Below are 23,998 nucleotides of genomic sequence, written 5' to 3'. Positions count from 1 at the left end.
TTATAATGCTAGGAATTTATCTATTCTTATATTAATGGTTTGAGTTATTTATGTTTGAGAACCTTACCGATCGATTATCCAGTACCCTAAAAAATATTAGTGGTCGCGGTCGCCTAACTGAAGACAATATTAAAGAAACGCTGCGTGAAGTACGCATGGCGTTATTAGAGGCTGATGTTGCCTTACCTGTAGTTCGTGAGTTTATTAAGAAAGTCAAGGCGCGCGCTGTTGGTACTGAAGTGACTAAAAGCTTAAGCCCGGGCCAAGTCTTTGTAAAAATTGTTCAGGCTGAGCTTGAAGCGGCGATGGGTGAAGTTAACGAAGCCCTGAATTTAAACGCCCAACCTCCGGCTGTTATCATGATGGCGGGTCTGCAAGGTGCGGGTAAAACGACCTCTGTTGCAAAACTATCTAAATTTTTACGTGAGCGTGAAAAGAAATCTGTTTTAGTTGTAAGTGCCGACGTATACCGTCCTGCGGCGATTAAGCAGTTAGAAACCCTTGCTACTGAAGTTGAAGTGGAATTCTTCCCATCTGATATTTCGCAAAAGCCAGTAGATATCGCTAATGCGGCAATTGCCCACGCGAAAAAGAAATTCATCGATGTTGTCATTTTAGATACCGCGGGTCGTCTACACGTTGATAGCGATATGATGGATGAGATCATCGATCTTCACAGTGCGGTTAAACCAGTAGAGACTCTCTTTGTTGTTGATGCAATGACGGGTCAAGATGCGGCAAACACCGCTAAAGCGTTTAATGAAGCACTACCGCTGACGGGTGTTATCTTAACCAAAACAGACGGTGATGCTCGTGGTGGTGCGGCGTTATCGATTCGTCACATTACTGGCAAACCAATTAAGTTTTTAGGTGTTGGTGAAAAAACCGATGCTCTAGAGCCTTTCCACCCTGATCGTGTTGCATCACGAATTTTGGGGATGGGTGATGTTCTTTCTTTAATTGAAGAAGTTGAACGTAAAGTTGATAAAACCAAAGCGGAAAAACTTGCAAAGAAAATTAAGAAAGGCAAAGGCTTTGATTTAGAAGATTTCCGTGACCAGCTTGCGCAGATGCGTAACATGGGCGGCATGATGGGCATGATGGATAAATTACCGGGCATGGGTAACGTACCAGACGCTGTTAAAAATCAAATGGATGATAAAATGACTGTGCGCATGGAAGCTATCATCTCTTCGATGACGCCAGCAGAGCGCGCTCGTCCAGAAATTATTAAAGGGTCTCGTAAGCGTCGTATCGCTGCGGGTTCAGGTACCCAAATCCAAGACGTTAATAAGTTATTGAAGCAATTTACTCAAATGCAAAAAATGATGAAGAAAATGTCTGGTAAAGGCGGCATGCAAAAAATGATGCGCGGCATGAAGGGTATGTTACCACCTGGTATGGGTGGTGGCGGTGGTTTTGGTGGTATGCCACCGAGATAAACACGTCCTTTAGCTGTACTATTAAAAGCCCTGTCTTTAGCGCAGGGTTTTTTTATGCAATGAATAGTCAAGGTGCCAAATAAACAAGTCGCTATGCAGTATATCTATGAAAATTATTGTTTTGATCAAGAAAGTCTAACTCTTTATCACAACAACCAGCCCAAGGCTTTAAAAAGTAACGAAGCCAAATTGCTGGCTCTATTTCTCGAAAATCAAGATAAAATTCTAAGTAAAGAGCACATCCTAAGCCAAGTCTGGGGTGAACAAGTCGTCTCGGAACAAGTTGTCTTTCAAAATATTAGTCAATTACGACAGTTGTTTGGCCGTGATGCGATCAAAACTTTTTCAAAAAAAGGTTATCAATGGCAACGGCCCTTTGAGCTGGCCGCCTTACAAGATAAGTCGAGTGTAACAACCAGTGAAACTACTGGGGTACCGAAGTCTTCATATGTATTTTTAAGTGCATGCATTGCAGTTGTGCTGGTGGCTTTATTGGTTTATTTCACAGACAACGAGCAACTCGCATCAGAGCACAACAGCCGAGTTTATTTGATCCCTTTCTCTATACAGGACGATACTGAAGCAACTCAACTGGACCACTTTAATCGGCAGATGCATCAGCATAATGCTAGCGGTGGTGAACTAAAAGGGAGCTCTTCTATTAACACCCGTATGTTGTTTACTTACCCTGAGGAAAGTAGACAAGCAATGAGCGTGGGTACAAATGTTATACTCCTATCAGGTTTCTTATACACGCATGATGGCCAAATGAGTATTGAATATAAACTATTCGGTCATCATAGAAATTGGTCTGGCTATTTAACTGCTCCTGATCAGCGGTCTTTAGTTTCATCGCTTAAAGCCACAGTCGAAGCTATTGAGCAAGCTAATTTACTTAATGAGCCTAATTCGGCGCTTGTCAGTTCGAAGTTAAATTTACTGTTAGCGCAACAGCCTGAAAATATGTCTGTGGTGCATCAATTATTATTGCAACAGGTTAAGGAACAAAATTATGATGTCGCGAACGCATTGGCAGAAAAGCTAATTCAGTTAGCAGGGAATAAAGCCGCTTCACCCTATCGAGCATTGGGCCTGTACGTAAAAGGCGCTATTTATCATCAACAGCAAAAGTTTATTCAAGCGAAAAAGTTTTATAATCACGCTTTAGACCTCGCGCCACAAAAGCAGTTTGTCGAGGTAAGACATAAAATAGAGCTATCTTTGGCCTGGCTTGCGTATGCCCAGCACACGCCTAAACGCATGCAGCAGCATATTGAAAATGCCGCAAAATACGCACAACAGAAAAAGGCTGTTTTAGCACATGCTAGTGCCTATACGACAGGCTCCATTTTATCTCATAAACTAGGCGATGTTGTAAATCGTTATCAATATTTGAATACAGCAAAATCGTTATTGCTAACTCATCAGGTATCGCAAGCACACTCTGCTGTCATTCATTATCACTTAGGGCTTTTTGCTCCAAGTAAAGCCGAGGCTGAATCATATTATCTAAAGGTATTGGGTTTACCTAAATTAAATAAATACCAGTGGATTTATGAAAGTGCCACGGAAGAGTTAATGAGCTGGTATATTGATAAGTCACGTTGGCAAGAAGCTTTCGCGTTATTTGAGTTGTTGCCGCAAGACAGCTTTAACTTAATTCAACAGGCGAGGTTATTGCGTGCTAAGCAGGATAATATCGCTGCCATCGCTCTAGCCAAACGAGCATTTGAGCAGGCTCGATTAAACTATGAATACAACAATGCACTCCATGGTGCATTATTGCTTTTCCAGTTACAAGGCTATATGAACGATCCAAATACCCCAGATTACCAAGATTACATTAAGCGACATGCGTCAGCGTTTTGGTTGGAAAAACATAAAGCAGAGTTAACTGAGCTTGGATACTTTGATGGTACAAGCCATCAAAGTATCAGTTAATTACGTTTTTAGCCTTTTAAGCTTTGCAAAAGGTGATGGTAATTTAAACTTTCGCCCATTTTTAATTTACTTACTATGAAATTAGGTTGGGTTTGCCCAATCTCGAGCTCGAGACGTCTAAGCGGCTCGTTGGCATGCTCACAGCCTAATGTCCAAGTACCATAGCCCCAAGGAACAAATATTTTGCAGCCGAGATCCTCTGCTGCTTTTATTGCATCCTCTGGTGACATATGAACGCTACGCTTTCCTTCATGATAAGCAATGATCGGCATTAAACAAACATCCATCGCACCGACTTGTTTTCTGATATCTTTAAACACATCGCTATAACCAGTGTCACCGGCAAAGTACACTTTATATTGGCCGTCATCGAGCATCCAACTTCCCCATAAGCTTTCATTGGCATCAAGTACTCCTCTTGCAGAGTTATGGTTACTAGGTAAAAAATGAACGCTGGTTTGGTTGTGTTGTGTTTGAGTATACCAATCCATCTCGGTAATAGGCCCTGATGAGTAATCCACATCTTCACTATTATCTAACGGCAGATATAAATGTGTATTTTGATGAAACTGGTTTAATGTTGTGTTGCTCAAATGGTCAAAGTGATTATGTGAAATTAACACGCCAGAAACAAAGGGTAGCTGTGAAGCTTTAACAACGGCTTCTCCCTGACGAACAAAGGAAGGGCTGACTTGTTGACCAAGCCAGCCTAAAAAGCCATCAAATTCATTAAAGACAGGGTCCGTAACGAGTGCGTCGCTATTCATTTGTTGGATTAAAAAACTTGCATGGCCCAGCCATGTTAATTCCCCTCTTTTATTTGCATCGAGGTGTATATCTGAATACACCAAGTCTGAGTAATTAAACCCGAATGTCTTACTGTATTTGTGCGATGGTACCGGGTCAAAAAGAGCGTGTTTAATGACTTTCTTTTCGTGCGGCTTTAGTAAATCGAGATCGTCATTTACATGATGTGGTCCGTTACCCACAAAGTGACTCGGAAATAAATTTTGATAGGGTTTATTGGTTTCTTTCCTGTCAGGGTTTTCCAAACGAGTTACTTGTGTTCCACATCCGGTTAAAATCGTTAGAGTCATTATCGTTAGTAGTGTTTTGTGTTTCATAAAAATGTATTCTCAATTCAGTGTTTTCAACATGCTAATCTATCGACTGTTATGAGTCTTATCGAAAATTTATTTTTTATGAATAGAAAATAAATAGAAAAATAATTACTTGTAAATCAGTATTTTATGTGGGCTTTCATGTGAGTTTTGTGTGGTCTAAAATCTGCCGGGGCACTGATTAAAGGGGACTAAAGCTTAGTCCCCTTGGTTGATATCAAGTTTAAATGGTTACTTGTTGAGGTGTGACATCTTTTACCGTATTAGGTGTTAATGCCCAGATGCTATTTCGCTCGCCATAATAAGCACGCTGTGCCGTCTTATGTGCACTGTAGAAAAATGCCATAGCGAAGACTAGAGCAACGATTTCAAAGCCGCCGATAGCGAGGTGTTGCATAAAGCCTAGAGCAGGGATTAATGGCGCAATAACCGAAGTTATTACAATGCCCATGCAAATTGTACCCAGTAACTGCTGAATTCGGATCGCACCTAATGCTGCCCCTTTGATAAAACAAAATATAATGGCAGCAAAGAAAATGGCGTAATAGAGATAGACATAGCCTTGGTTAATTTGAACCTGCATCAAATAAAACCACTTTGAAGCCAACAGGGCACTGACAAGTGCAAGCACTGAGCCTAAACAAATACCAACGGTTAAAGCAGCCATCACTCGATTGGAACGGCTTTGAGTCGTTTGTTTCTGACGACGTTTTTCTAGCCATAGCAAGTTACCGCCATAGAATAAGAATGCACCTAACAATCCCATCACGAAATAAAGCCAACGCCCGGCTTCACCGCCGTAGTTACCAAAATGTAACGCGAAGAAGCTTTTAACCACAGGGCCATAAGGATCACTGTTGTGTTCTTGTGAGAAGACACTTGAGTAAGTCACCTTTAACGTATAGGGGTGAAGCATAATATAGTCGGCGTCTTGCCCACGCTTCATTACGTCAGGATTGGTCACTTGCACGCCTAACTGCGGTGCTTTACTGTTTAAGCGAGAGAACTCCATACTCTTTATTTGGTAGCCTTGAGCAAGTTGGTTAACCTCTTTAATGTATTTATCGACAGGGTGTAGATTGTTAACACTATAAGCAACTTCAGCTTTTGCTTGACGCTCAAATAAAGGCTTATCACCGTAGGCAAGACCTAACCCGCCATAAAAAACATCGTGAAAAGAGAACACGATAACAGTCCAAGCGATGATAAGGTGAAAAGGCAAACTGATTATGCCCACTAAGTTATGACTATCAAGCCAAAAACGACTCGCTCCTTTATTACTTCTTAATGCGAAGAAATTCTTAACTAGCGTCGGCAATAAGAAAATAACCCCTGAAACCAGTGCTAGAAAGTAAAGCACAGCGGCAATACCTAAAATAATCACACCAAGATCTTCATGACCCACTTCACCGATGATACCAGCAGTGCGGTGTAATAAATCGATTAAGTTGCCTAGTTCGTTGGGCGTGGCTAATTGTGTTACTAACTCGTCTTGTTGAGTTAATGTCGCATGATTAAGGCTATCATCTAAACGCAGACCACGGCCGCCTCCAGATTCATACCATGTTAAAGGAGATGCTTGTTGATGAAAGTTTAGCGTGAAACCATCAGCAGCTTTTTGATGCTTAGCGGTTACTTGCTCAATTAAGGCATCATACTTTTCAACCTCTATGGGAGCTAAATATTCGCTAGTGGGTGTCGCCCACTGGGTTATCTCAGGCTTAAATACGGTGAGAGAGCCCGCGTAAAAGCCAATAAACAACACGAGACCAGCCACAATACCGGTCCACGTATGGACTGACTGGTAAGTTCTTAAGATATCGCCGCGGATTCTCATAGGTACCACCGTAATGTAAGGAAGATAGAATAAGCAACGATATTAGCTGCTGATAAATAGAGGAATGCTTTTTTGCCTGTTTTAAATAAGAAACTAAAGCTTAAGACCAGTAACCAGATAGGACTAATGATCCACATGTTAAATTGCGTTTTCATTGATGGTTCGATTCCACCGGGCCCATACCAAGCGAAAATAGAAGCAAAGGCAAACGCTAATGAGAGCCCCAAAATACTGCCTGATAAGGTTTTAGACCACCAATGGGGTTGGATTTTTTGATCGGCGCTTAAACGAGTCATCAGTTGGCCTCCGTGCGTTTGAGTAAGCTAAGCAATGGAATAATGGTTAACGCCATTGCACTGGTAAATACCCAAATGAAAAAAGCAACCGCTCCTGAAAAGAGTTGCAACCAAAGTGCAAAAGAAATCAACATCAGGGAAATACCGCTGTATGCCCACTTAGCGACGAGCTTTGTAGCTATTAAACGTTGATTTTTATTACTAAGGTAAGTTAAGCCAGCACCAATAACAGTGAGCAAGATGGCTAAAAACTGAAGTGTCACAATAGTGTCCTTATTGGTTGTGATATTTTTTTGTAATTGTAGTGTTAATGATAACGATTTGCAATTGTGCTTATCTTTTATTTGATGTAGATTATGCGCAAATTTTTTGAACAACGGATACAGGAAGTTATGAAAGCCTCAGTTTTTAAATTAAATGCGCTTGCAACCACATTAGCCAGCTTACTATTAGCACCTACTGCTTTTGCAGAAGATGAAAAGAATCAAACAAAATCAATGGATGTTATTACGGTCCATGGTGAGAAAATCGAACGTAGCCTAAAAGATACGGCTTCGTCGGTGTCAGTGATCGATGCCGAAACCTTACTCAGCGGTCAATATTTATCTGTTGCAAATGCGGTAGGCGATGTCGCCAATGTTGTTGCATTAAGCGGCGCGGTTCCCGACATTCGCGGTGTTTCAGGTAATGGTTCTGCAACAGGGTTTAACTCATTTACGGGCGGCTCAAAAGCACGTGTATCAACGCTAATTGATGGTGTTGCTGAACCTTTTGTTGCCGACCTATCTGGTGATACGGGTCTGTGGGATATCTCTCAAATAGAGGTATTTCGTGGCCCCCAATCAACCAGCAATGGTCGAAATAGCATCGCAGGTTCTGTATTTATTACAACGTTTGAGCCAACATTTGAATGGGATGGCGCCGCGCGTGTCGCTTATCGCGACCAGTCAAGCTATATCGATAGCGCCTTTATGGTTTCTGGACCAATCATGGATGACAAGCTCGCATTTCGTTTAACGGGACAAAATGTTGATGGCGAAACCTTCAAAAAAGAAATAGTGCATGCAGATAACCCGCCACCCTTTGATTTAAACGAGTTAAAAACAAATCGCTTACGCGGTAAAGTGTTATGGCAACCAAGCGGCGATGACTCATTAAAAGTCTTATTTAGCTATGCTTATGCTGACGAAAAAGGCAATGCTGGGCGTAATTATTTCACGGCAGATGATCCGTGGGCGTTTAATCCTTACTCACAACGTTATATGGAAACTGGCTCGGATACGGCATCGGTAAAAGTCGATTATCAAATAAACAGTGAACTGTCGTTTGATTTGCTTGTGGCGCAAATGAAATATGATTGGGGCTTTAGTTCTTATGAAGCCAATGCCGGACGTCAGCAAACGGTTAAAATGAACGATGATAGCTACACTATTGATGGCAAGGTAAATTTTGGTAATGCAACGACTACCACTCAAGGTTTTGTTGGTGTTGCACTTTATCAGCGCGAACAAAAGTTTAATTCTCAAGGCGCGTGGCCTTACCACGGTGACGATGAAAGTAAGTCTATGTCACTTTATGGTGAAGTTAACTATGAGATTAATGAGAAATTTAATGTGATTGCGGGTGGCCGAGTTGAGCGTGAAGAGCAACTACGTGATTTCCATATGTTGATCGGAGAAGCCTATGTTCATGATCGTTTAGATAACGAAAAAACCTTCGTGTTGCCAAAGCTTGTAGTCCAATATGCGATGAGTGATGAGACAACAATATCTGCGAGTGCTCGTCGCGGTTACAATGCTGGTGGCGGTGCCATGACGCGTGATAATGAATACTATTACTTTGATCAAGAAGCCGTTAATACTTATGAATTAAGCGTGCGTAGCTCTCAGTACGATGGTGACGTTAATATTAGTGCGAACCTATTCTTTAATAACTTTGATGGCTATCAGGGTTCTGATTTAATGAGAAAAATTTCTAACATTGATGATGCGCAAAGCACAGGGTTAGAGGTTGAGGTCACCGCATTTGTTTCTGATAGTCTGCAATTGCGTACAGGCCTTGGTGTGTTAGACACTGAAATTACTGACGCAGACCCAAGTTTTGGTGATGTTAAAGGCAATGAACTTAACTCTGCTCCTAAATCTAATGCGAGTATTGGCGCTAAATATTGGGTGAGTGATGTATTTACTGTCGATGTGTCGACACAATATGTTGATGAATATTTTGGCGATTATTACAATACACCCGAGCGTGTGGCTGGTGGTTTTAGCACAACGCGTTTAAATCTTGATTATCAGGTTGATAATTGGAGGGTGTCTGGCTTTGTTAATAATGTCTTTGACAAAAAAGGCATTACTGTATTAGAACCCGCAGGCCGCCGTGCTCCATTAGGCTATGCTGCGATTACTGACCCTCGTAATATGGGTGTATCAGTACAGTATAACTTTTAATTTGATAGATATATGAAATAAGAAGGGGGCCGTACATTAGAGACGCCCCCCCCTTTAAATTGATTGAACTGCAAAAATAGCCTAATTCCTTCCTATATTAAACACAATTTCCTAATCCATTAAAAAATGTGAACCAAACAACCGATAAAAGTTTGCAGTCGTTAGCTATTCACGTATAATTTGCGAGCTTTCTAGTCTGGGGTGCGTTCTATTTGACCTGATTTAATTATTATGTCGCGTATTTCGTTGTACATATATAAACAGGTTGAGAAAACATTTAGTTAACACTCTGGCTTAATTGCCATTAAACATTAGAGGAATATTTACCTATGGTAACCATTCGTTTGGCACGTGGTGGCGCTAAGAAGCGTCCTTTCTACCAGGTAGTAGTAGCAGATAGTCGTCGCGCTCGTGACGGCCGTTATATTGAGAAAATTGGTTTCTTCAACCCAATGGCCCGTGGCCAAGAAGAAACTTTACGTATTGACCTAGACCGTGTAGCACACTGGGTAGGCCAAGGCGCTCAAGCTTCTGACCGTGTAGCAAAATTAATTAAAGACGCTCAAAAAGCGGCTTAAGGGTAATTGATGAGTAATCAAACCGACAAGGTATTGTTAGGTTGCGTTGGTGCACCCTACGGTATTAAGGGTTGGATGAAAATTACTACCTATACTGATTTACCTGAGAGTATTTTTGACTATTCATCTTGGCTTGTAGAGAGCAAAGGTCAGTGGGCAGAAATGAAAGTTGCCGAATGGCGACGTCATGGCAAGGGCGTTGTTGCTCGTTTTGCTGATGTGGATGACCGTGATGACGCTGTGCGTTTAACCGGTTGTAAAATAGCAGTAAAACCTGAACAACTGGCTGAGCTTGATGAAAATGACTTTTATTGGCGTGAGCTAATTGGAATGGAAGTTAAGAACATTAAAGGTTACCACTTTGGTCATGTAGATGGCTTAATGGAAACTGGTTCTAATGACGTTCTGCAAGTGAAAGCTAATGCTCGTGATGGTTTCGGTAAAAAAGAAAGATTAATCCCTTTAGTAGACGGGCAAGTGATTATTAATATTAATCGCGAAACTCGTGTTATTGAAGTGGACTGGGATCCTGATTTCTAACTGTTTGGAGTACGTAATATGTGGTTAGGCGTGATCACGCTTTTTCCTGAAATGTTTCGTGCGATTACTGAACAGGGCGTAACAGGACGAGCCGTTAAACAAGGCTTAATACAATTGCAATGTTGGAATCCTCGTGATTTCACCCATGATAAACATCGTACTGTTGATGATCGTCCTTATGGCGGTGGTCCAGGGATGTTAATGATGGTTCAACCATTGCGAGATGCAATACTTGCTGCTAAACAAGCTGCAGGTGGCGACGCTAAAGTTATCTATTTATCACCACAGGGACGTCGTCTAGACCAAACTGGGGTTGAAGAGCTAAGCCAATCAGATAAGTTAATCCTTATTTGTGGTCGCTATGAAGGAATAGATGAACGGATTATTCAATCGCTAGTCGATGAAGAATGGTCTATTGGTGATTACGTATTAAGTGGTGGAGAACTTCCGGCGATGACATTGATTGATGCAGTGTCGCGCTTTGTTCCCGGAGTGTTGGGTAAGCAAGCTTCAGCTGAACAAGATTCGTTTGCTGATGGTCTGCTAGATTGTCCACATTACACTCGACCTGAAAACTTAGACGGTATGACAGTTCCTTCAGTCTTACTAAGTGGTAATCATGAAAAAATTAAGCGTTGGCGTTTAGAGCAATCGTTAGAGAGAACTTTAAAACGTCGACCCGATTTAATAAATAACCTAGCTCTGACTGACCAGCAAGAGAATATCCTTGCAAGCTTTGTTGAAAAAGACAAAGGTTAGAAGAGTTTCAGTATAATCTAGGAATGAGAAAGATATGAAAAATCCAATTATTCAAGCAATCGAAGATGCTCAATTAAAAACAGATCTTCCAAGCTTTGCACCTGGCGACACTGTAGTTGTTCAGGTTCGTGTTGTAGAGGGTAACCGTACTCGTCTACAGGCATACGAAGGCGTAGTATTAGCTGTTCGTAACCGTGGTCTACATTCAGCATTCACAGTTCGTAAGATCTCTAATGGTGAAGGTGTTGAGCGTGTTTTCCAAACTCACAGCCCACTAGTTGATAGCATCACTGTTAAGCGTCGCGGTCTTGTTCGTCGCGCTAAACTTTACTATCTACGTGACCTTTCTGGTCGTGCTGCACGTATTAAAGAGAAACTGGCTAAGAAATAAGCCTTTTTCCTACCCCAAGACTAGAAAAGCAATCAAGAGGCCCGCAATAGCGGGCCTTTTGACGTTTGGCTGTTAATAAATATCAGTATCGATTTATCAGTAGATAACGTTGTCGTTCCGGCATTGCATTAGCCGCAATCTCATGTTTAATGGGCAGTAGCGACTTGCTCGTAACAAATTATTTACATCACTGTGGTGAATAAAGTAGTTTTATATTGTATAAAATATTGCCTTGGTTGATTTCTAAGCATAACGTTAAATGAATAAATCAATTTGGCGGTTAAATATGAAGCAAAAGCAACATTTCGATACTCAGGCGATCCATAGTGGTAATGCAACTCAACCTTATGGTTGTTTAACCACGCCAATTTATCAAACATCAACCTTTACCTTTGATTCAGTTGAACAAGGTGCGAATCGTTTTAGCGGCGAGGAAGCGGGCTACATTTATTCTCGCCTTGGCAATCCAACAACACGAGAATTAGAACTTAAAATGGCTGATCTTGAGCTATGTGATGACGCGATTGCAACAGCATCTGGCATGGGGGCGGTATCAGCCACCTTGTTAGCCAACTTATCTTGTGGTGATCATTTGATAGCATCTCAGGCTGTTTACGGCTGTACTTATAGCTTGTTAACGGAGCAGCTGGTTCGTTTTGGGATCGAAGTGACACTGGTTGACATGGCTGATAAACAGCAGGTACTTAGCGCGGTGCGAGAAAACACGAAAGTGATCTTTTTAGAAACTCCCGTCAATCCCCATCTGGCTGTTTATGATCTAACTTTTATTGCACAGTTGGCTAAAGAACATCAACTGCTCTCGGTAGTTGATAATACATTTATGACACCTTACCTCCAACAGCCTGCAAAGTTTGGTATTGATGTTATCGTGCATAGTGCAACAAAATACCTTAATGGCCATGGTGATGTTATTGCTGGGATAATCTGTAGCTCGAGTGAACAAATTGAGTTGATTGCCAGTACTATGATCAAAGATATTGGAGCCGTACTCGGGCCATTTGACGCGTGGTTAATCTTGCGTGGTTTGAAAACGTTAAGTGTCAGAATGGAGCGCCACTGTACTAATGGCTTAGCTATTGCTCAATGGCTTGAGAAACAACCTGCAGTTAATAAGGTCTATTATCCGGGCTTAGACTCACACCCAGGCAACCATTTTATCCCAGAGCAAATGACACAAGGAGGAGGTGTTATCGCATTTACATTAAACGCCGAACTTGAGCAAGTTAAAGGGTTTGTGAACGCGCTATCGTTATTTAAGATTGCGGTTAGTTTAGGGGATGCAGAGTCATTAATACAGCACCCAGCATCAATGACACACGCAACTTACAGTGACGAGGATAAAAAGACTGCAGGCATAACAGACTCTTTACTGAGAATTTCAGTGGGATTGGAGCACTCGGACGACCTAATTAATGATCTAGATCATGCCTTAGTAGGCTTAAGTAATTAACCCATATCGCTTATTGATCTCGATCAGTTTACTGCCACAGAAACGACGTACTATGGTGACCAATTAAACAGATTAACGAGGTATCTCATGAATTGGTTAGACTTTATTTTAAATAATGATGCAGCACTTGGTTCAATTATTGGCCTAGTAATTTTAGCCGGAATTGCAGTATATATGGGCTATTATTTCATCACAAATATTGTCAATTCAGATCCAGATGCACAATAGTTTATTGTTTAATACAGTTAAATTAAGCTTTTAATTTAACTTCTTAGTTCGATTTTTTATTTTGCTCGACGGCTTTTTAACCAGTGTTATTTTAAATAATGCTGGTTTTTTTATGTCTAACTATCTGATATTTCATCCTAATACACTTTATGTAAAAACAGTGTTACAGCTTTACACTTGCTTTACGTCATTAAATAGGTGAGTTTTTTAAGCGCTTGTGATTTATTAATGTGAAAGCACATCAACAATAATTTATAAACATAATGATGTGCATCACTAATATGCGTTTAAATGATGAGGCATTGGATGAGTAAAGGAACAAAATATAAAGCTAAGCAGCCTGATGAAAATGGCTATATAGATTATACGGCTGAAGAAAATGGAATTTGGGCCCAATTGATTTCACGTCAAATGAAATGGATTGATGATACCGCTTGTGAAGAGTTTATCGCCGGCTTAAAGCTACTAAACTTGCCGATGGATCGTGTCCCGCAATTATCAGAAATCAATGAAGTATTAAAGGAAACCACTGGTTGGCAAACTGAACCTGTGCCAGCATTGATCGGCTTTGAACAGTTTTTTCGCTTACTCAGTGAAAAGAAATTCCCCGTAGCCACCTTTATTCGTAGCCAAGAAGAGCTAGATTACCTTCAAGAGCCGGATATCTTTCATGAAATTTTTGGCCACTGTGCGATGTTAACCAATCCACATTTCGCTAATTTTACCGAACATTACGGTAAATTAGGATTAGCAGCCTCTAAAGAGCAGCGGGTTTACCTTGCTCGACTCTATTGGTTTACCGTTGAGTTTGGTTTAGTTCGTAGCCACGACGGACTAAGAATTATTGGCGGTGGTATCTTGTCATCACCTGGGGAAACACAATATGCTTATCGTAAAGAGGCTGAGATCGCACCATTAGAACCGCTCACTGTTTTCAGAACCCCTTACCGCATTGATATCTTGCAACCGCAATATTTTGTGGTCGATGACCTAGAACATCTAACACATTTAACGACGTTAGATTTGATGGCACTTGTCGATGAAGCGATGACGTTAGGGTTATTACCCGCAAAATTTGAACCTAAAGCATTATGTGGCTAATCTATTAGCAACAGAATTAAAACAATACTTACTTTAACAAAAATTAAAAAGAGAAATATTATGAGTTTAAGTCAAGCAACCTGTGAAGCATGTCAAGCAGACGCACCACAAGTAACGGATCAAGAATTAGCTGAATTAATTGCGATGATTCCTGATTGGACACCCATTACTGTTGATGGCGTGATGCAGTTACAACGCGAATATAAGTTTAAAAACTTTAAACTGGCGTTAGCTTTTACAAATAAACTCGGTGAGTTAGCTGAAGCTGAGTTCCATCATCCAGGTATTTTAACTGAGTGGGGTAAAGTGACGGTCACTTGGTGGACTCACGCTATTGGTGGTTTACACCGTAACGACTTTATCATGGCTGCAAAAACAGACGAGTTGTTAAGTTAATAAACTCACTCTACTCTCGAGGTTAGTTGCGATTATGCCAAGGCTGCTCTAGAATAAAGCCATTATTTAGAGGTAGCCTTGTTTAGGCAATTATTAAAAGAGATATTATGAGTTTAGTCCCAATGACAGAGCAGGGCGCCAATGCACTGCGAGAAGAGTTAGAACATTTAAAAACGGTTGAACGCCCACGTATCGTTAACGATATTGCTGAAGCGCGTGAGCATGGTGATCTAAAAGAGAATGCCGAATATCATGCCGCACGTGAAGAGCAAGGCTTTTGTGAAGGCCGTATTCAAGAAATTGAAGGCAAGCTGTCTAACGCACAAGTTATCGATGTGACAAAAATGTCTAACAATGGTCGCGTTATCTTTGGCGCAACGGTTACTGCACTTGATTTAGATACCGAGAAAGAAGTGACGTATCGTATCGTTGGTGAAGATGAAGCTGATATTAAACAAAATTTACTGTCAGTTAGTTCGCCTTTAGCACGTGCATTTATCGGTAAAGAACTTGATGATGAAATTGCTGTTAACACCCCTGGTGGGACTAAAGAATTTGAAATTACGGCAGTTGATTACATTTAAACGTGATATTCAAATATAAAAAAAGGGCGAAAGCCCTTTTTTATTGCCTATAATAACTGTTAGTTAAAACAATATAGAGACTAGCGTGGTAAGCTGATTTTAGCTTCTTCACTCGGTTTATATACAACTAGGATATGACCAATAGTTTGTACTTGAACTGCTTGAGTTTCGCGAATGATTGCTTCAAAGATCAGTTTTTTCATTTCACGATCGCTAGTAGCAACTTTAACTTTAATTAGCTCATGATGTGCCAAAGCATTATCAATTTCAGCTAAAACACCTTCAGTTAAGCCGTTTGAACCTAGTTGTACTACAGGTTTTAAGCTGTGGGCTAAGCCCTTTAGGTGTTGTTTTTGCTTATTGCTTAAATTCATTATTAGTTATTTCACTTAATTAGGGTTGAAAGTCGTTATTTTACCCTTATATCTCTATTAATACTATTAGCTATGTCTCAATAAAAGTTGAGTATGGAACATTTTACCCATGCATGAGAAAAAAACTCGCAGCAAAAGCAGCAATCGCTGGATGGAAGAACACTTTAATGACCACTATGTGCAAAAGGCACAAAAATTAGGTTTACGTTCACGTGCTGTGTTTAAGTTAGAAGAAATTCAAACCAAAGATAAACTAATGAAACCGGGCATGACTGTGGTTGATTTAGGGGCTGCGCCTGGTGGTTGGTCACAATATGCCGCTAAAGTCGTTGGTGATAAAGGGCAAGTTATTGCCTGTGATATCTTACCTATGGACGCTTTACCCGGCGTTGCTTTCTTGCAAGGTGATTTTCGTGAAGAAGCCGTGTTAGATGCATTGCTAAGTCGGGTGGGTGATCAGAAGGTTGATGTTGTGCTGTCTGATATGGCCCCAAACTTTAGTGGTAATGCGTCAGTTGATCAGCCTAGTGCGATGTATTTAGTTGAGTTAGCACTAGACATGTGTCGCCAAGTTTTGGCACCAAATGGTAGCTTTGCGGTCAAAGTATTTATGGGCGAAGGCTATGAAGAGTACATGAAAGAAGTGCGTTCAATGTTTAAATCAGTGAAAACGCGTAAACCAGATTCGTCTAGAGATCGCTCACGTGAGGTCTATATAGTAGCTACTGGCTACAAATTATAGTAACCTATTGAGTAATTAAATTTTAATTTTTAACAAGAGAAGAGGTCATTACTTTGAGTGATATGGCTAAGAACTTAATACTGTGGTTAGTAATTGCTGTAGTGTTAATGTCTGTTTTTAAGGGGTTTAGCCCTGAAGTAACGAGTAGCGGTAAATTAGACTACACATCATTTATCCAAGAAGTTGATCGGGGTAATATTGCCGAAATTAGTGTTGATGAAAGCAGTAAAAATATCACGGGTAAACGACGTGACGGTTCAGATTTTTTTACCGTTGTACCTATGTACGATGCTAAATTAATGGATCAGCTTATCATTAAAGGCGTGCGTGTAGAGGGTAAAGCACCTGAAGAATCAAGCATGCTGACTTCTATCTTTATCTCTTGGTTCCCAATGATCTTACTGATTGGTGTATGGATTTTCTTCATGCGTCAGATGCAAGGCGGTGGCGGTAAAGGCGCTATGTCTTTCGGTAAATCAAAAGCTCGCTTAATGGGTGAAGATAAAATTAATACCCTATTTACTGATGTTGCTGGTTGTGATGAAGCAAAAGAAGAAGTAGGTGAATTAGTCGATTATTTACGTGAACCGAACAAATTCCAAAAACTAGGTGGCCGTATTCCAACAGGTGTATTACTTGTGGGTCCTCCTGGTACAGGTAAAACATTACTGGCTAAAGCGATTGCTGGTGAAGCTAAAGTACCGTTCTTTACTATTTCTGGTTCTGATTTCGTTGAAATGTTTGTTGGTGTTGGTGCGTCACGTGTGCGTGATATGTTCGACCAAGCTAAAAAGTCTGCGCCTTGTATCATCTTCATTGATGAGATTGATGCCGTAGGCCGTCAACGTGGTGCTGGCCTAGGTGGCGGTAATGACGAGCGTGAGCAAACATTAAACCAAATGCTGGTTGAGATGGATGGCTTTGAAGGTAATGAAGGTATTATCGTTATTGCGGCAACTAACCGCCCTGACGTATTAGACCCTGCTTTATTACGTCCCGGTCGTTTCGATCGTCAAGTAACTGTTGGGTTACCAGATATTCGTGGACGTGAACAAATCCTTAAAGTTCATATGCGTAAAGTTCCTCTGGGCGATGGCGTTGAACCTGCCGTGATTGCACGTGGTACTCCGGGCTTCTCGGGTGCTGATTTAGCAAACCTAGTTAACGAAGCGGCATTATTTGCTGCACGTGGTGAAAAGCGTACTGTTAGCATGGAAGAGTTTGAAAAAGCTAAAGACAAGATCTTAATGGGTGCTGAGCGTAAGACCATGGTGATGTCTGAAGCTGAAAAAGAGATGACGGCATACCACGAAGCAGGTCACGCGATTGTTGGTCGATTAGTACCTGAGCATGATCCTGTTTATAAAGTTAGTATTATTCCACGTGGTCGCGCACTTGGTGTGACTATGTATTTACCAGAGCAAGACCGAGTTAGTCACTCTAAAGAGCATTTAGAAAGTATGATTTCGAGCTTGTACGGTGGTCGTATTGCTGAAGAAGTTATCTACGGTGCAAATAAAGTCAGTACTGGTGCGTCTAATGATATTGAACGTGCCACAGAAATTGCACGTAAGATGGTGACACAATGGGGTCTATCTGAAAAATTAGGTCCACTACTTTACGCTGAAGAAGAAGGTGAAGTATTCTTAGGCCGAAGTGTTGGTAAGAACAAGCAGATGTCAGAAGACACAACACAAGCTATTGATTTAGAAATCCGTAACTTTGTTGACCGTAACTATGACCGTGCTGCGCAAATTCTAAATGATAATATGGATATTTTACATGCGATGAAAGACGCGCTGATGAAATACGAAACCATTGATGCCAAGCAAATTGATGATCTTATGGAGCGTAAAACGCCACGCCCACCTGCAGATTGGACTGAAACTGACAAAGATGATGATAAGGGCGGTAGCGCACCCGCATCAGATGTTAAGCCAAATGCTGATACGAGTGATGTGAATACACAATCACCGTCTACAGATTCATCAACTTCATAATCTAAAGTTGAATCAAAAAGCCTCGTTTAGCGAGGCTTTTTTTATGGAAAAAAAACACTAACAGCGTATTATAGCGGCCAAGTTTGGCGTAATAGATTAATACCAACTTGTTGAAGTAAACGCTTAGTTGTGTCGATTTAAACGAATATTAACGATGTTATGAACGTTTTTACGATTTGGCAATTGGGTTGATGATTTTAATCGGTTGGCTTAGTTTGTTTGGAGCCACTTATTTAATAAACTTTGATGCAAAACATGAAGATGAGTTAGATGCAGTTATATCATAAAAACAAAATACTAAAATTAGATCGACCTCAGGTTATGGGCATTTTAAATGTCACTCCTGATTCTTTCTCTGATGGCGGCAGCTTTACTCAACTTGATGTCGCATTAAAGCAAGTGGATCAAATGCTCGGGCATGGCGCGACTATCATTGACGTTGGTGGTGAGTCGACTAGGCCGGGGGCAGCGAAGGTAGAATTATCACAAGAGCTTGACCGGGTTGTACCTATTATCGAAGCCATTGCTGAGCGCTTCGATTGTTGGGTTTCAATTGACACCAGTAAAGCTCAAGTGATGACAGAAGCGGTCGCTGCAGGCGCAAACTTAATTAATGATGTTCGTGCATTACAACTCCCAGGTGCACTTGAAGCTGCAGCGACAGCACAAGTACCTGTGTGTTTAATGCATATGCAAGGACAGCCGCAGACGATGCAGCAAGCCCCGCAATATGACAATGTGCTACTTGAAGTGACCGCTTTTTTTGAGCAGCAAGTAGACCGTTGTGTTAATGCAGGGATAAAACGAGAGCAAATTATTTTAGACCCAGGGTTTGGCTTTGGCAAAACCATGGAGCACAACTTTTCGTTGGTAAAACACTTTGCTCATTTTAAACAGTTTAACTTGCCGTTATTAGCTGGGTTGTCACGTAAAAGTATGTTCGAACATTTATTAGCACGAGAAGTCGATGAGCGGCTTGCTGCTAGCTTAGCTGGCGCATTACTGTGTGCCCAACAAGGGGCTCAGATTATTCGTGTCCACGACGTAAAAGAAACTGCTGATGTTTTAAAAGTATTAGAGGCCACAGAACAGGCCACAATTAAGATTTTATAAGGATAGATATGTCACAACGTAAATATTTCGGCACTGACGGTGTTCGAGGTAAGGTAGGGGAAGGAAAAATCACCCCTGCGTTTGCAATGAAGCTTGGCTATGCAGCCGGTAAAGTGTTATCTAAAGTAGGCACCAAGAAAGTTATTATTGGTAAAGATACGCGTATCTCTGGCTATATGCTTGAGTCTGCATTGGAAGCAGGTTTATCTGCTGCGGGTATCGATACGGCTTTTTTAGGGCCAATGCCAACCCCGGCTGTTGCTTACCTTACGCGCACATTCCGTGCGGAAGCGGGCATTGTCATTAGTGCATCACACAATCCTTACTACGATAACGGGATTAAATTCTTTTCAGCTGACGGCACCAAGTTAGATGACGACCTTGAGCTAGCAATTGAAGCCGAACTAGATAAAGACATGGGCTGTGTTGAGTCAGAGTTTTTAGGTCGAGCAACGCGCATCGAAGATGCAGCAGGTCGCTATATTGAGTTTTGTAAAAGCAACTTCCCCAATGCATTATCATTACACGGCCTTAAGCTAGTGGTTGATTGCGCTCACGGTGCTACTTACCATATCGCACCTGCGGTATTTAGTGAATTAGGCGCTGAAGTGATTAGCATTGGTTGTCAGCCCAACGGTTTAAACATTAATGATGGTTACGGTGCTACAGACTTAGCTAATTTACAAAAAGAAGTAGTCGCACAGCAGGCTGATATGGGTATTGCCCTTGATGGTGACGGTGACCGCTTAATGATGGTTGATCATGAAGGTCGTGCATTAGATGGCGATGAAACGCTATATATCATTGTTCGTGAAGCGCTGAAAAGCGGTAACTTACAAGGCGGTGTTGTTGGCACCAAGATGAGTAACTTAGGCTTTGAGCTGGCTTTACGTGACTTAGGCATTCCGTTTGTACGTGCTGATGTTGGTGATCGTTATGTACTTGAGCAATTAGTCGCAAACAATTGGAAGATTGGCGGTGAAAACTCAGGCCACATCATATCACTTGATCACAACACAACGGGTGATGGTATTGTTGCTGCATTGTTAATCTTGACTGCGGTATTAAAATCTAATCTTAAGCTACAAGACTTATGTCAAGGTATGACCCTGATGCCACAAGTGATGATTAACGTTCGTTTTAAAGGGGATAACAATCCACTTGAAAACGAGCAGGTTAAACAAGCCGTGGTCGATGCTGAAGCAACCCTTGGCGATCGTGGCCGCGTACTATTACGTAAATCTGGCACTGAACCATTGATTAGAGTCATGGTTGAAGGGGCTGATGCAACTGAAGTTGGTGAGCACGCAACAACTATTAGTGAAGTAGTTAAAACTGTTTGTGGTTAGAGCCAAACAGTAAAATATTGTATAACCTAACGAGCAAGGGCTTGAAAAATAGCCCTTGCTCGGCTAAAAAAAAAGCGAACAGTAATAAAAGTTGATTTTTTTCAAGATCAACCTTGTAACGACACTCAAGAATAGTTACTATCTGCGTCGCTTTAATGGAGAGAGAAATATGACTCAGTTAAAACCGCTAATTGCTGCGAATTGGAAAATGAACGGTGATAAAGCGTTAATTGCAGAATTTAGTACTGCATTTACAACTGACAAAGTAAACGGCATTGATATTATCGTATGCCCTCCAAGCATTTATCTTGATGAATTTTCGTCTCAAGTTGCAAGCAATAACTCAGCCATTGCTGTTGGTGCTCAAAACTTAAGTGATAAAGAGTCTGGTGCATTTACCGGTGAAATTTCAGCCGCGATGTTACAACAAGTAAATTGTAACTTTGCCATTGTTGGTCACTCGGAGCGTCGTAGTTTATTTGGTGAAACGCCGCAGTTTGTTGCAAGTAAATATGCAACCGCGTTAGCAAATAACATTACACCAATATTATGTACAGGCGAGTCAGAACAACAACGTGAAGATGAACAAACCTTCACTGTGATTGCTCAAGATATTGATGCAGTAATCGAACGTAGTGGTATTGAATCATTTAAAGATGGTATTATCGCATACGAGCCAGTTTGGGCTATCGGTACTGGAAAAAGCGCAACACCGGAGCAAGCACAAGACGTGCACGCTTTCATCCGTAAGCACTTAGCGAAGCACGATGAAGAAGTGGCAGCCGGAGTAAGAATTTTATATGGCGGTAGCGTGAATGAAAATAACGCTGCTGAACTATTTAAGCAAAAAGACATAAACGGTGCACTAGTTGGCGGAGCCAGCCTAGTTGTTGATAAGTTTATGGCTATTTGCCAAAACGCATAGAGTAGCAAGTAATGTACGAAGTACTGATTGTAGTTTATTTAATTGTAGCAATTGCCATTGTTGGTTTAGTGTTAATTCAACAAGGTAAAGGTGCTGATATGGGCGCGTCATTTGGTGGCGGTTCATCAGGTACACTTTTCGGTTCTTCAGGCGCGGGTAACTTTTTAACTCGTAGTACTGGCGTACTAGCAACTATTTTCTTCGTTTTAAGCCTGATCTTAGGTAACTTAACGGTTGAACGCTCAAACCAAACGAGCGAGTTCGAAAACTTAGAAGCTCCTATTGTTGAAACAACAGAAGCAATTAAGAATTCAGACGTACCAGTAGGTAACAAAGACGGTGACGTACCAAACTAAGTAATTGGTTAAACAAGTTTCGCGGATGTGGTGGAATTGGTAGACACGCTACCTTGAGGGGGTAGTGCTTTAGGGCGTGGGGGTTCAAGTCCCCCCATCCGCACCAACACAATAAAAAAGGCCGTAGCTCATTGAGCTACGGCCTTTTTTTTGATCCTAAGATATAGTTTTTGTCGCCCCGAAAGAGTTTTGATCAGGGTCTTGTTTCTATGTTGATGTAGGCAACTTAGGATTAGTATTACCACTTGAACGGCAAGACGCCGTTGATGCAGCCATGGTGGCTGTTAAATAGCATCCATGCTACTTCTGTTTGTCCGATCAAATAGCAATAGTTTAAATGTTGGTCTGATGATTTGGTTAAAGGTGTGATTGTCCCTTTTATAGAATAAATCCATCATCACGTTTGATGAATAACACACAGGTGTACCGCCAATATCCAACGTTACTTTTTTAATCTCAAGGTCCGTTTCCAGCTCGATGCCGTGATAAGTCATACCAGCTTGCAGTTTAATCGACCATTCTTCTTCATAGCCACTACCCGTAGGTGAGGCTAATTGAATCATGGCTGGTTGAATTTTACGTAATGCGCGAGTTACTTGATTCATATCAGTACCCCTTAATCGATCACGTCTTCAACAGCACCAACGTTATTTGATGCCCACACCACCAACGCAGCAACAACCGTTGCAATACCCGTGGCTTTTAATCGCATTTTGTTATCTTTACTCATTATCCGATTTACCTTTAAGTTTTTGTTTAACAATGCGAACGACAGCAAACGCAACAACTGATGCAGCGCCCATCGCTAAGAGGTTAGTTTTGTTCACTTGGTTATCACCCCGTAAGTTAGAACGGGGGCAATTAAAGGCAATGGATGTGGATAGTGTCTAGGAAAAAGTAGGGAGTTAACCTATTAGGTTAAATTAGACCGAAATAAGGGAAATGTAGGTGTAAAAAAGCCGCTGTGAAAGCGGCTTTATATTACTTCTTTAGTATTTTCACACCATGTAACAAATTAATGTAATTGACCACCTGTCTCAGGATCTGGCTTTGCAAATCTCACTTCTCTAGTTTGAACATCGATAATGTCACCGTCTGAGTTACGGAATATAGTAATATGTATAATTATGATCTCTGTTGGTGTCTCATATCGTTCTGTACTTACATTAAAACTCCCTTCTTGATCTGAAAAAGAAGACGAAGAAGAAAAGTGTTGCAACCTATCTTGAGTAAATGCATTTACCGTTTGGGTATACTGCATTTCAATATTATCACTATTCTGACGGCTAACAGAAATAGGTTCAGCTCCAAGCTTAACCACATCTATACCAATAACATTACCAAGATTATTGACTTGTTTTACAACGACAGATTCACCTATCAGCTCAACTTTAACACAATTAGATACACAATCTGTCGACTCTATAAAATTAGCTTTCACTGGAAGAGAAAGCGCAGCAAATAAAGTGATTAGAAGTAGTTTAGATTTCATAAAAATTCCTTTAATTATTCCTTTAATTTATTCCATACGTTGTATTAATCTTCTAGTACAACGTGTCTAAAGTACAGCGCCGTTAACAAAAAGTAAACATAAAAATAAAATTTAAACAGTTATAAAACAATAATTTTACTATCAAAAAAGAGAACAAAAGGACAGTCATAAATTTTTATCTGCGGTTTGGGTTGGCGTTATGTTTATAGGAGAGTTCTGTGCTTTACCAAGGAAGCTGTCATTGTCAGGCCATTAAGTTTGAAGTTGAAGCCCCTGAAAACCTAGAAGCCGACTATTGTAATTGTTCTGTATGTACAAAGTCAGGGTTTCTACATTTAATTGTACCTTTAACTAAGTTCAGTCTTGTAATTGTTCAATATCTTCATAGATATAATGACTTAACCAGTCATATCTTACCGTGCGATTAAAGCGCTAGATATAAGCATTCTGTTGTGGATTACCAGGCTGAATAAAGACTAAAGTTATCTGATTGCTCTCAGCCCAATCAGCCA

25 protein-coding genes, 1 tRNA gene and 1 pseudogene are annotated in these 23,998 nt (G+C 40.9%); 19 read left to right on the top strand and 8 right to left on the bottom strand.

Going from position 1 to position 23,998, the window contains the following annotated elements; genetic code table 11:
• The first annotated feature begins 50 nt into the window (after positions 1–50).
• Entirely contained in the window at positions 51–1,442 is a 1,392-nt protein-coding gene (gene ffh / locus Q8W26_RS16285; RefSeq protein WP_101215524.1) for a signal recognition particle protein, read from the top strand.
• A gap of 72 nt (positions 1,443–1,514) precedes the next feature.
• Positions 1,515–3,383 (top strand): winged helix-turn-helix domain-containing protein, encoded by a 1,869-nt coding sequence (locus Q8W26_RS16280; protein ID WP_101215525.1) that lies wholly within the window; start codon positions 1,515–1,517, stop codon positions 3,381–3,383.
• An 8-nt stretch (positions 3,384–3,391) separates the two neighbouring features.
• Here the strand turns inward: Q8W26_RS16280 and Q8W26_RS16275 are convergent, their stop codons facing one another.
• From Q8W26_RS16275 to Q8W26_RS16260, 4 genes are all read right to left on the bottom strand, one after another.
• A complete protein-coding gene (locus Q8W26_RS16275; RefSeq protein WP_305473773.1) occupies positions 3,392–4,507 on the bottom strand; it encodes an MBL fold metallo-hydrolase in 1,116 nt (371 codons plus the stop codon).
• Between the two features lie 220 nt (positions 4,508–4,727).
• On the bottom strand, positions 4,728–6,341 hold the full coding sequence (locus tag Q8W26_RS16270; protein ID WP_101215527.1) for a PepSY domain-containing protein: 1,614 nt from the start codon (positions 6,339–6,341) through the stop codon (positions 4,728–4,730).
• Positions 6,338–6,637, bottom strand: a complete 300-nt coding sequence (locus Q8W26_RS16265; protein WP_101215528.1) for a hypothetical protein — start codon at positions 6,635–6,637, stop codon at positions 6,338–6,340. Before Q8W26_RS16265 ends, Q8W26_RS16270 begins: the two co-directional genes overlap by 4 nt.
• The gene (locus Q8W26_RS16260) at positions 6,637–6,900 is read right to left on the bottom strand and encodes a hypothetical protein (RefSeq protein WP_153071530.1); all 264 of its coding nucleotides are present in this window, start codon (positions 6,898–6,900) and stop codon (positions 6,637–6,639) included. Before Q8W26_RS16260 ends, Q8W26_RS16265 begins: the two co-directional genes overlap by 1 nt.
• A 129-nt stretch (positions 6,901–7,029) precedes the next feature.
• Here Q8W26_RS16260 and Q8W26_RS16255 point away from each other — a divergent pair, with 129 nt between their 5' ends.
• The 10 genes from Q8W26_RS16255 (at position 7,030) to greA (ending at position 15,135) form a co-directional block, all read left to right on the top strand.
• Complete coding sequence (locus Q8W26_RS16255) at positions 7,030–9,087, top strand: TonB-dependent receptor (RefSeq protein WP_101215530.1); 2,058 nt, start codon at positions 7,030–7,032, stop codon at positions 9,085–9,087.
• A gap of 329 nt (positions 9,088–9,416) precedes the next feature.
• Positions 9,417–9,665 (top strand): 30S ribosomal protein S16, encoded by a 249-nt coding sequence (gene rpsP, locus Q8W26_RS16250; RefSeq protein ID WP_101215531.1) that lies wholly within the window; start codon positions 9,417–9,419, stop codon positions 9,663–9,665.
• A 9-nt stretch (positions 9,666–9,674) separates the two neighbouring features.
• The gene (rimM, locus tag Q8W26_RS16245) at positions 9,675–10,205 is read left to right on the top strand and encodes a ribosome maturation factor RimM (RefSeq protein ID WP_101215532.1); all 531 of its coding nucleotides are present in this window, start codon (positions 9,675–9,677) and stop codon (positions 10,203–10,205) included.
• A gap of 18 nt (positions 10,206–10,223) precedes the next feature.
• Complete coding sequence (gene trmD, locus Q8W26_RS16240; RefSeq protein WP_101215533.1) at positions 10,224–10,964, top strand: tRNA (guanosine(37)-N1)-methyltransferase TrmD; 741 nt, start codon at positions 10,224–10,226, stop codon at positions 10,962–10,964.
• Between the two features lie 34 nt (positions 10,965–10,998).
• The gene (rplS, locus tag Q8W26_RS16235; protein WP_101215534.1) at positions 10,999–11,355 is read left to right on the top strand and encodes a 50S ribosomal protein L19; all 357 of its coding nucleotides are present in this window, start codon (positions 10,999–11,001) and stop codon (positions 11,353–11,355) included.
• Positions 11,356–11,641: 286 nt separating this feature from the next.
• Complete coding sequence (locus Q8W26_RS16230) at positions 11,642–12,826, top strand: PLP-dependent aspartate aminotransferase family protein (protein WP_101215535.1); 1,185 nt, start codon at positions 11,642–11,644, stop codon at positions 12,824–12,826.
• An 87-nt stretch (positions 12,827–12,913) separates the two neighbouring features.
• Positions 12,914–13,054, top strand: a complete 141-nt coding sequence (locus Q8W26_RS16225) for a DUF3149 domain-containing protein (RefSeq protein ID WP_153071531.1) — start codon at positions 12,914–12,916, stop codon at positions 13,052–13,054.
• Between the two features lie 306 nt (positions 13,055–13,360).
• On the top strand, positions 13,361–14,155 hold the full coding sequence (gene phhA, locus Q8W26_RS16220; RefSeq protein ID WP_101215536.1) for a phenylalanine 4-monooxygenase: 795 nt from the start codon (positions 13,361–13,363) through the stop codon (positions 14,153–14,155).
• A 60-nt stretch (positions 14,156–14,215) separates the two neighbouring features.
• Positions 14,216–14,551 (top strand): 4a-hydroxytetrahydrobiopterin dehydratase, encoded by a 336-nt coding sequence (locus Q8W26_RS16215; protein WP_370694292.1) that lies wholly within the window; start codon positions 14,216–14,218, stop codon positions 14,549–14,551.
• Between the two features lie 107 nt (positions 14,552–14,658).
• Positions 14,659–15,135: a transcription elongation factor GreA gene (gene greA / locus Q8W26_RS16210; RefSeq protein ID WP_101215538.1), complete on the top strand. Its 477-nt coding sequence runs from the start codon at positions 14,659–14,661 to the stop codon at positions 15,133–15,135.
• Between the two features lie 80 nt (positions 15,136–15,215).
• On the opposite strand, the gene yhbY is transcribed toward greA, so the two are convergent.
• Positions 15,216–15,509 (bottom strand): ribosome assembly RNA-binding protein YhbY, encoded by a 294-nt coding sequence (yhbY, locus tag Q8W26_RS16205; protein ID WP_101215539.1) that lies wholly within the window; start codon positions 15,507–15,509, stop codon positions 15,216–15,218.
• A 109-nt stretch (positions 15,510–15,618) separates the two neighbouring features.
• Between yhbY and rlmE the strand changes: the two genes are divergently transcribed.
• The 7 genes from rlmE (at position 15,619) to Q8W26_RS16170 (ending at position 22,100) form a co-directional block, all read left to right on the top strand.
• Positions 15,619–16,251: a 23S rRNA (uridine(2552)-2'-O)-methyltransferase RlmE gene (gene rlmE, locus Q8W26_RS16200; protein WP_101215540.1), complete on the top strand. Its 633-nt coding sequence runs from the start codon at positions 15,619–15,621 to the stop codon at positions 16,249–16,251.
• A 53-nt stretch (positions 16,252–16,304) separates the two neighbouring features.
• A complete protein-coding gene (gene ftsH / locus Q8W26_RS16195) occupies positions 16,305–18,251 on the top strand; it encodes an ATP-dependent zinc metalloprotease FtsH (RefSeq protein WP_101215541.1) in 1,947 nt (648 codons plus the stop codon).
• A 270-nt stretch (positions 18,252–18,521) separates the two neighbouring features.
• Entirely contained in the window at positions 18,522–19,364 is an 843-nt protein-coding gene (gene folP, locus Q8W26_RS16190; protein WP_101215542.1) for a dihydropteroate synthase, read from the top strand.
• Between the two features lie 8 nt (positions 19,365–19,372).
• The gene (gene glmM, locus Q8W26_RS16185; protein WP_101215543.1) at positions 19,373–20,713 is read left to right on the top strand and encodes a phosphoglucosamine mutase; all 1,341 of its coding nucleotides are present in this window, start codon (positions 19,373–19,375) and stop codon (positions 20,711–20,713) included.
• Between the two features lie 169 nt (positions 20,714–20,882).
• Positions 20,883–21,638 carry a triose-phosphate isomerase gene (tpiA, locus tag Q8W26_RS16180; protein WP_101215544.1) on the top strand — a complete coding sequence of 252 codons (756 nt, stop codon included), beginning with the start codon at positions 20,883–20,885 and terminating at the stop codon, positions 21,636–21,638.
• An 11-nt stretch (positions 21,639–21,649) separates the two neighbouring features.
• Positions 21,650–21,994: a preprotein translocase subunit SecG gene (gene secG / locus Q8W26_RS16175; protein ID WP_101215545.1), complete on the top strand. Its 345-nt coding sequence runs from the start codon at positions 21,650–21,652 to the stop codon at positions 21,992–21,994.
• Between the two features lie 21 nt (positions 21,995–22,015).
• Positions 22,016–22,100: transfer RNA gene (locus Q8W26_RS16170), tRNA-Leu, on the top strand.
• Positions 22,101–22,278: 178 nt separating this feature from the next.
• On the opposite strand, the gene Q8W26_RS16165 is transcribed toward Q8W26_RS16170, so the two are convergent.
• From Q8W26_RS16165 to Q8W26_RS16155, 3 genes and pseudogenes are all read right to left on the bottom strand, one after another.
• Positions 22,279–22,599 (bottom strand): major capsid protein P2, encoded by a 321-nt coding sequence (locus Q8W26_RS16165; RefSeq protein WP_101215546.1) that lies wholly within the window; start codon positions 22,597–22,599, stop codon positions 22,279–22,281.
• Between the two features lie 410 nt (positions 22,600–23,009).
• Positions 23,010–23,486 (bottom strand): hypothetical protein, encoded by a 477-nt coding sequence (locus tag Q8W26_RS16160; RefSeq protein WP_101215547.1) that lies wholly within the window; start codon positions 23,484–23,486, stop codon positions 23,010–23,012.
• 360 nt (positions 23,487–23,846) lie between these two features.
• Positions 23,847–23,998 (bottom strand): annotated as a pseudogene (locus Q8W26_RS16155) (integrase core domain-containing protein); the annotation flags it as partial.

Source organism: Psychrobium sp. 1_MG-2023, assembly GCF_030689115.1.
In the GTDB taxonomy this organism is placed as follows: Bacteria; Pseudomonadota; Gammaproteobacteria; order Enterobacterales; family Psychrobiaceae; genus Psychrobium.
Note: the sequence above shows the minus strand (reverse complement) of the source record. Positions and strands in the feature narration are given on the sequence as shown.

Bases quoted from the DNA above. Each gene is read 5' to 3' on its own strand.
- secG (WP_101215545.1), top strand. From the start codon at position 21,650: ATGTACGAAGTACTGATTGTAGTTTATTTAATTGTAGCAATTGCCATT.
- ffh (WP_101215524.1), top strand. From the start codon at position 51: ATGTTTGAGAACCTTACCGATCGATTATCCAGTACCCTAAAAAATATT.
- Q8W26_RS16265 (WP_101215528.1), bottom strand. From the start codon at position 6,637: ATGACTCGTTTAAGCGCCGATCAAAAAATCCAACCCCATTGGTGGTCT.
- greA (WP_101215538.1), top strand. From the start codon at position 14,659: ATGAGTTTAGTCCCAATGACAGAGCAGGGCGCCAATGCACTGCGAGAA.
- Q8W26_RS16215 (WP_370694292.1), top strand. From the start codon at position 14,216: ATGAGTTTAAGTCAAGCAACCTGTGAAGCATGTCAAGCAGACGCACCA.
- yhbY (WP_101215539.1), bottom strand. From the start codon at position 15,509: ATGAATTTAAGCAATAAGCAAAAACAACACCTAAAGGGCTTAGCCCAC.
- Q8W26_RS16165 (WP_101215546.1), bottom strand. From the start codon at position 22,599: ATGAATCAAGTAACTCGCGCATTACGTAAAATTCAACCAGCCATGATT.
- phhA (WP_101215536.1), top strand. From the start codon at position 13,361: ATGAGTAAAGGAACAAAATATAAAGCTAAGCAGCCTGATGAAAATGGC.
- glmM (WP_101215543.1), top strand. From the start codon at position 19,373: ATGTCACAACGTAAATATTTCGGCACTGACGGTGTTCGAGGTAAGGTA.
- Q8W26_RS16225 (WP_153071531.1), top strand. From the start codon at position 12,914: ATGAATTGGTTAGACTTTATTTTAAATAATGATGCAGCACTTGGTTCA.
- rpsP (WP_101215531.1), top strand. From the start codon at position 9,417: ATGGTAACCATTCGTTTGGCACGTGGTGGCGCTAAGAAGCGTCCTTTC.
- Q8W26_RS16275 (WP_305473773.1), bottom strand. From the start codon at position 4,507: ATGAAACACAAAACACTACTAACGATAATGACTCTAACGATTTTAACC.
- Q8W26_RS16255 (WP_101215530.1), top strand. From the start codon at position 7,030: ATGAAAGCCTCAGTTTTTAAATTAAATGCGCTTGCAACCACATTAGCC.
- trmD (WP_101215533.1), top strand. From the start codon at position 10,224: ATGTGGTTAGGCGTGATCACGCTTTTTCCTGAAATGTTTCGTGCGATT.
- rplS (WP_101215534.1), top strand. From the start codon at position 10,999: ATGAAAAATCCAATTATTCAAGCAATCGAAGATGCTCAATTAAAAACA.
- Q8W26_RS16230 (WP_101215535.1), top strand. From the start codon at position 11,642: ATGAAGCAAAAGCAACATTTCGATACTCAGGCGATCCATAGTGGTAAT.
- rlmE (WP_101215540.1), top strand. From the start codon at position 15,619: ATGCATGAGAAAAAAACTCGCAGCAAAAGCAGCAATCGCTGGATGGAA.
- tpiA (WP_101215544.1), top strand. From the start codon at position 20,883: ATGACTCAGTTAAAACCGCTAATTGCTGCGAATTGGAAAATGAACGGT.
- Q8W26_RS16270 (WP_101215527.1), bottom strand. From the start codon at position 6,341: ATGAGAATCCGCGGCGATATCTTAAGAACTTACCAGTCAGTCCATACG.
- folP (WP_101215542.1), top strand. From the start codon at position 18,522: ATGCAGTTATATCATAAAAACAAAATACTAAAATTAGATCGACCTCAG.
- rimM (WP_101215532.1), top strand. From the start codon at position 9,675: ATGAGTAATCAAACCGACAAGGTATTGTTAGGTTGCGTTGGTGCACCC.
- Q8W26_RS16160 (WP_101215547.1), bottom strand. From the start codon at position 23,486: ATGAAATCTAAACTACTTCTAATCACTTTATTTGCTGCGCTTTCTCTT.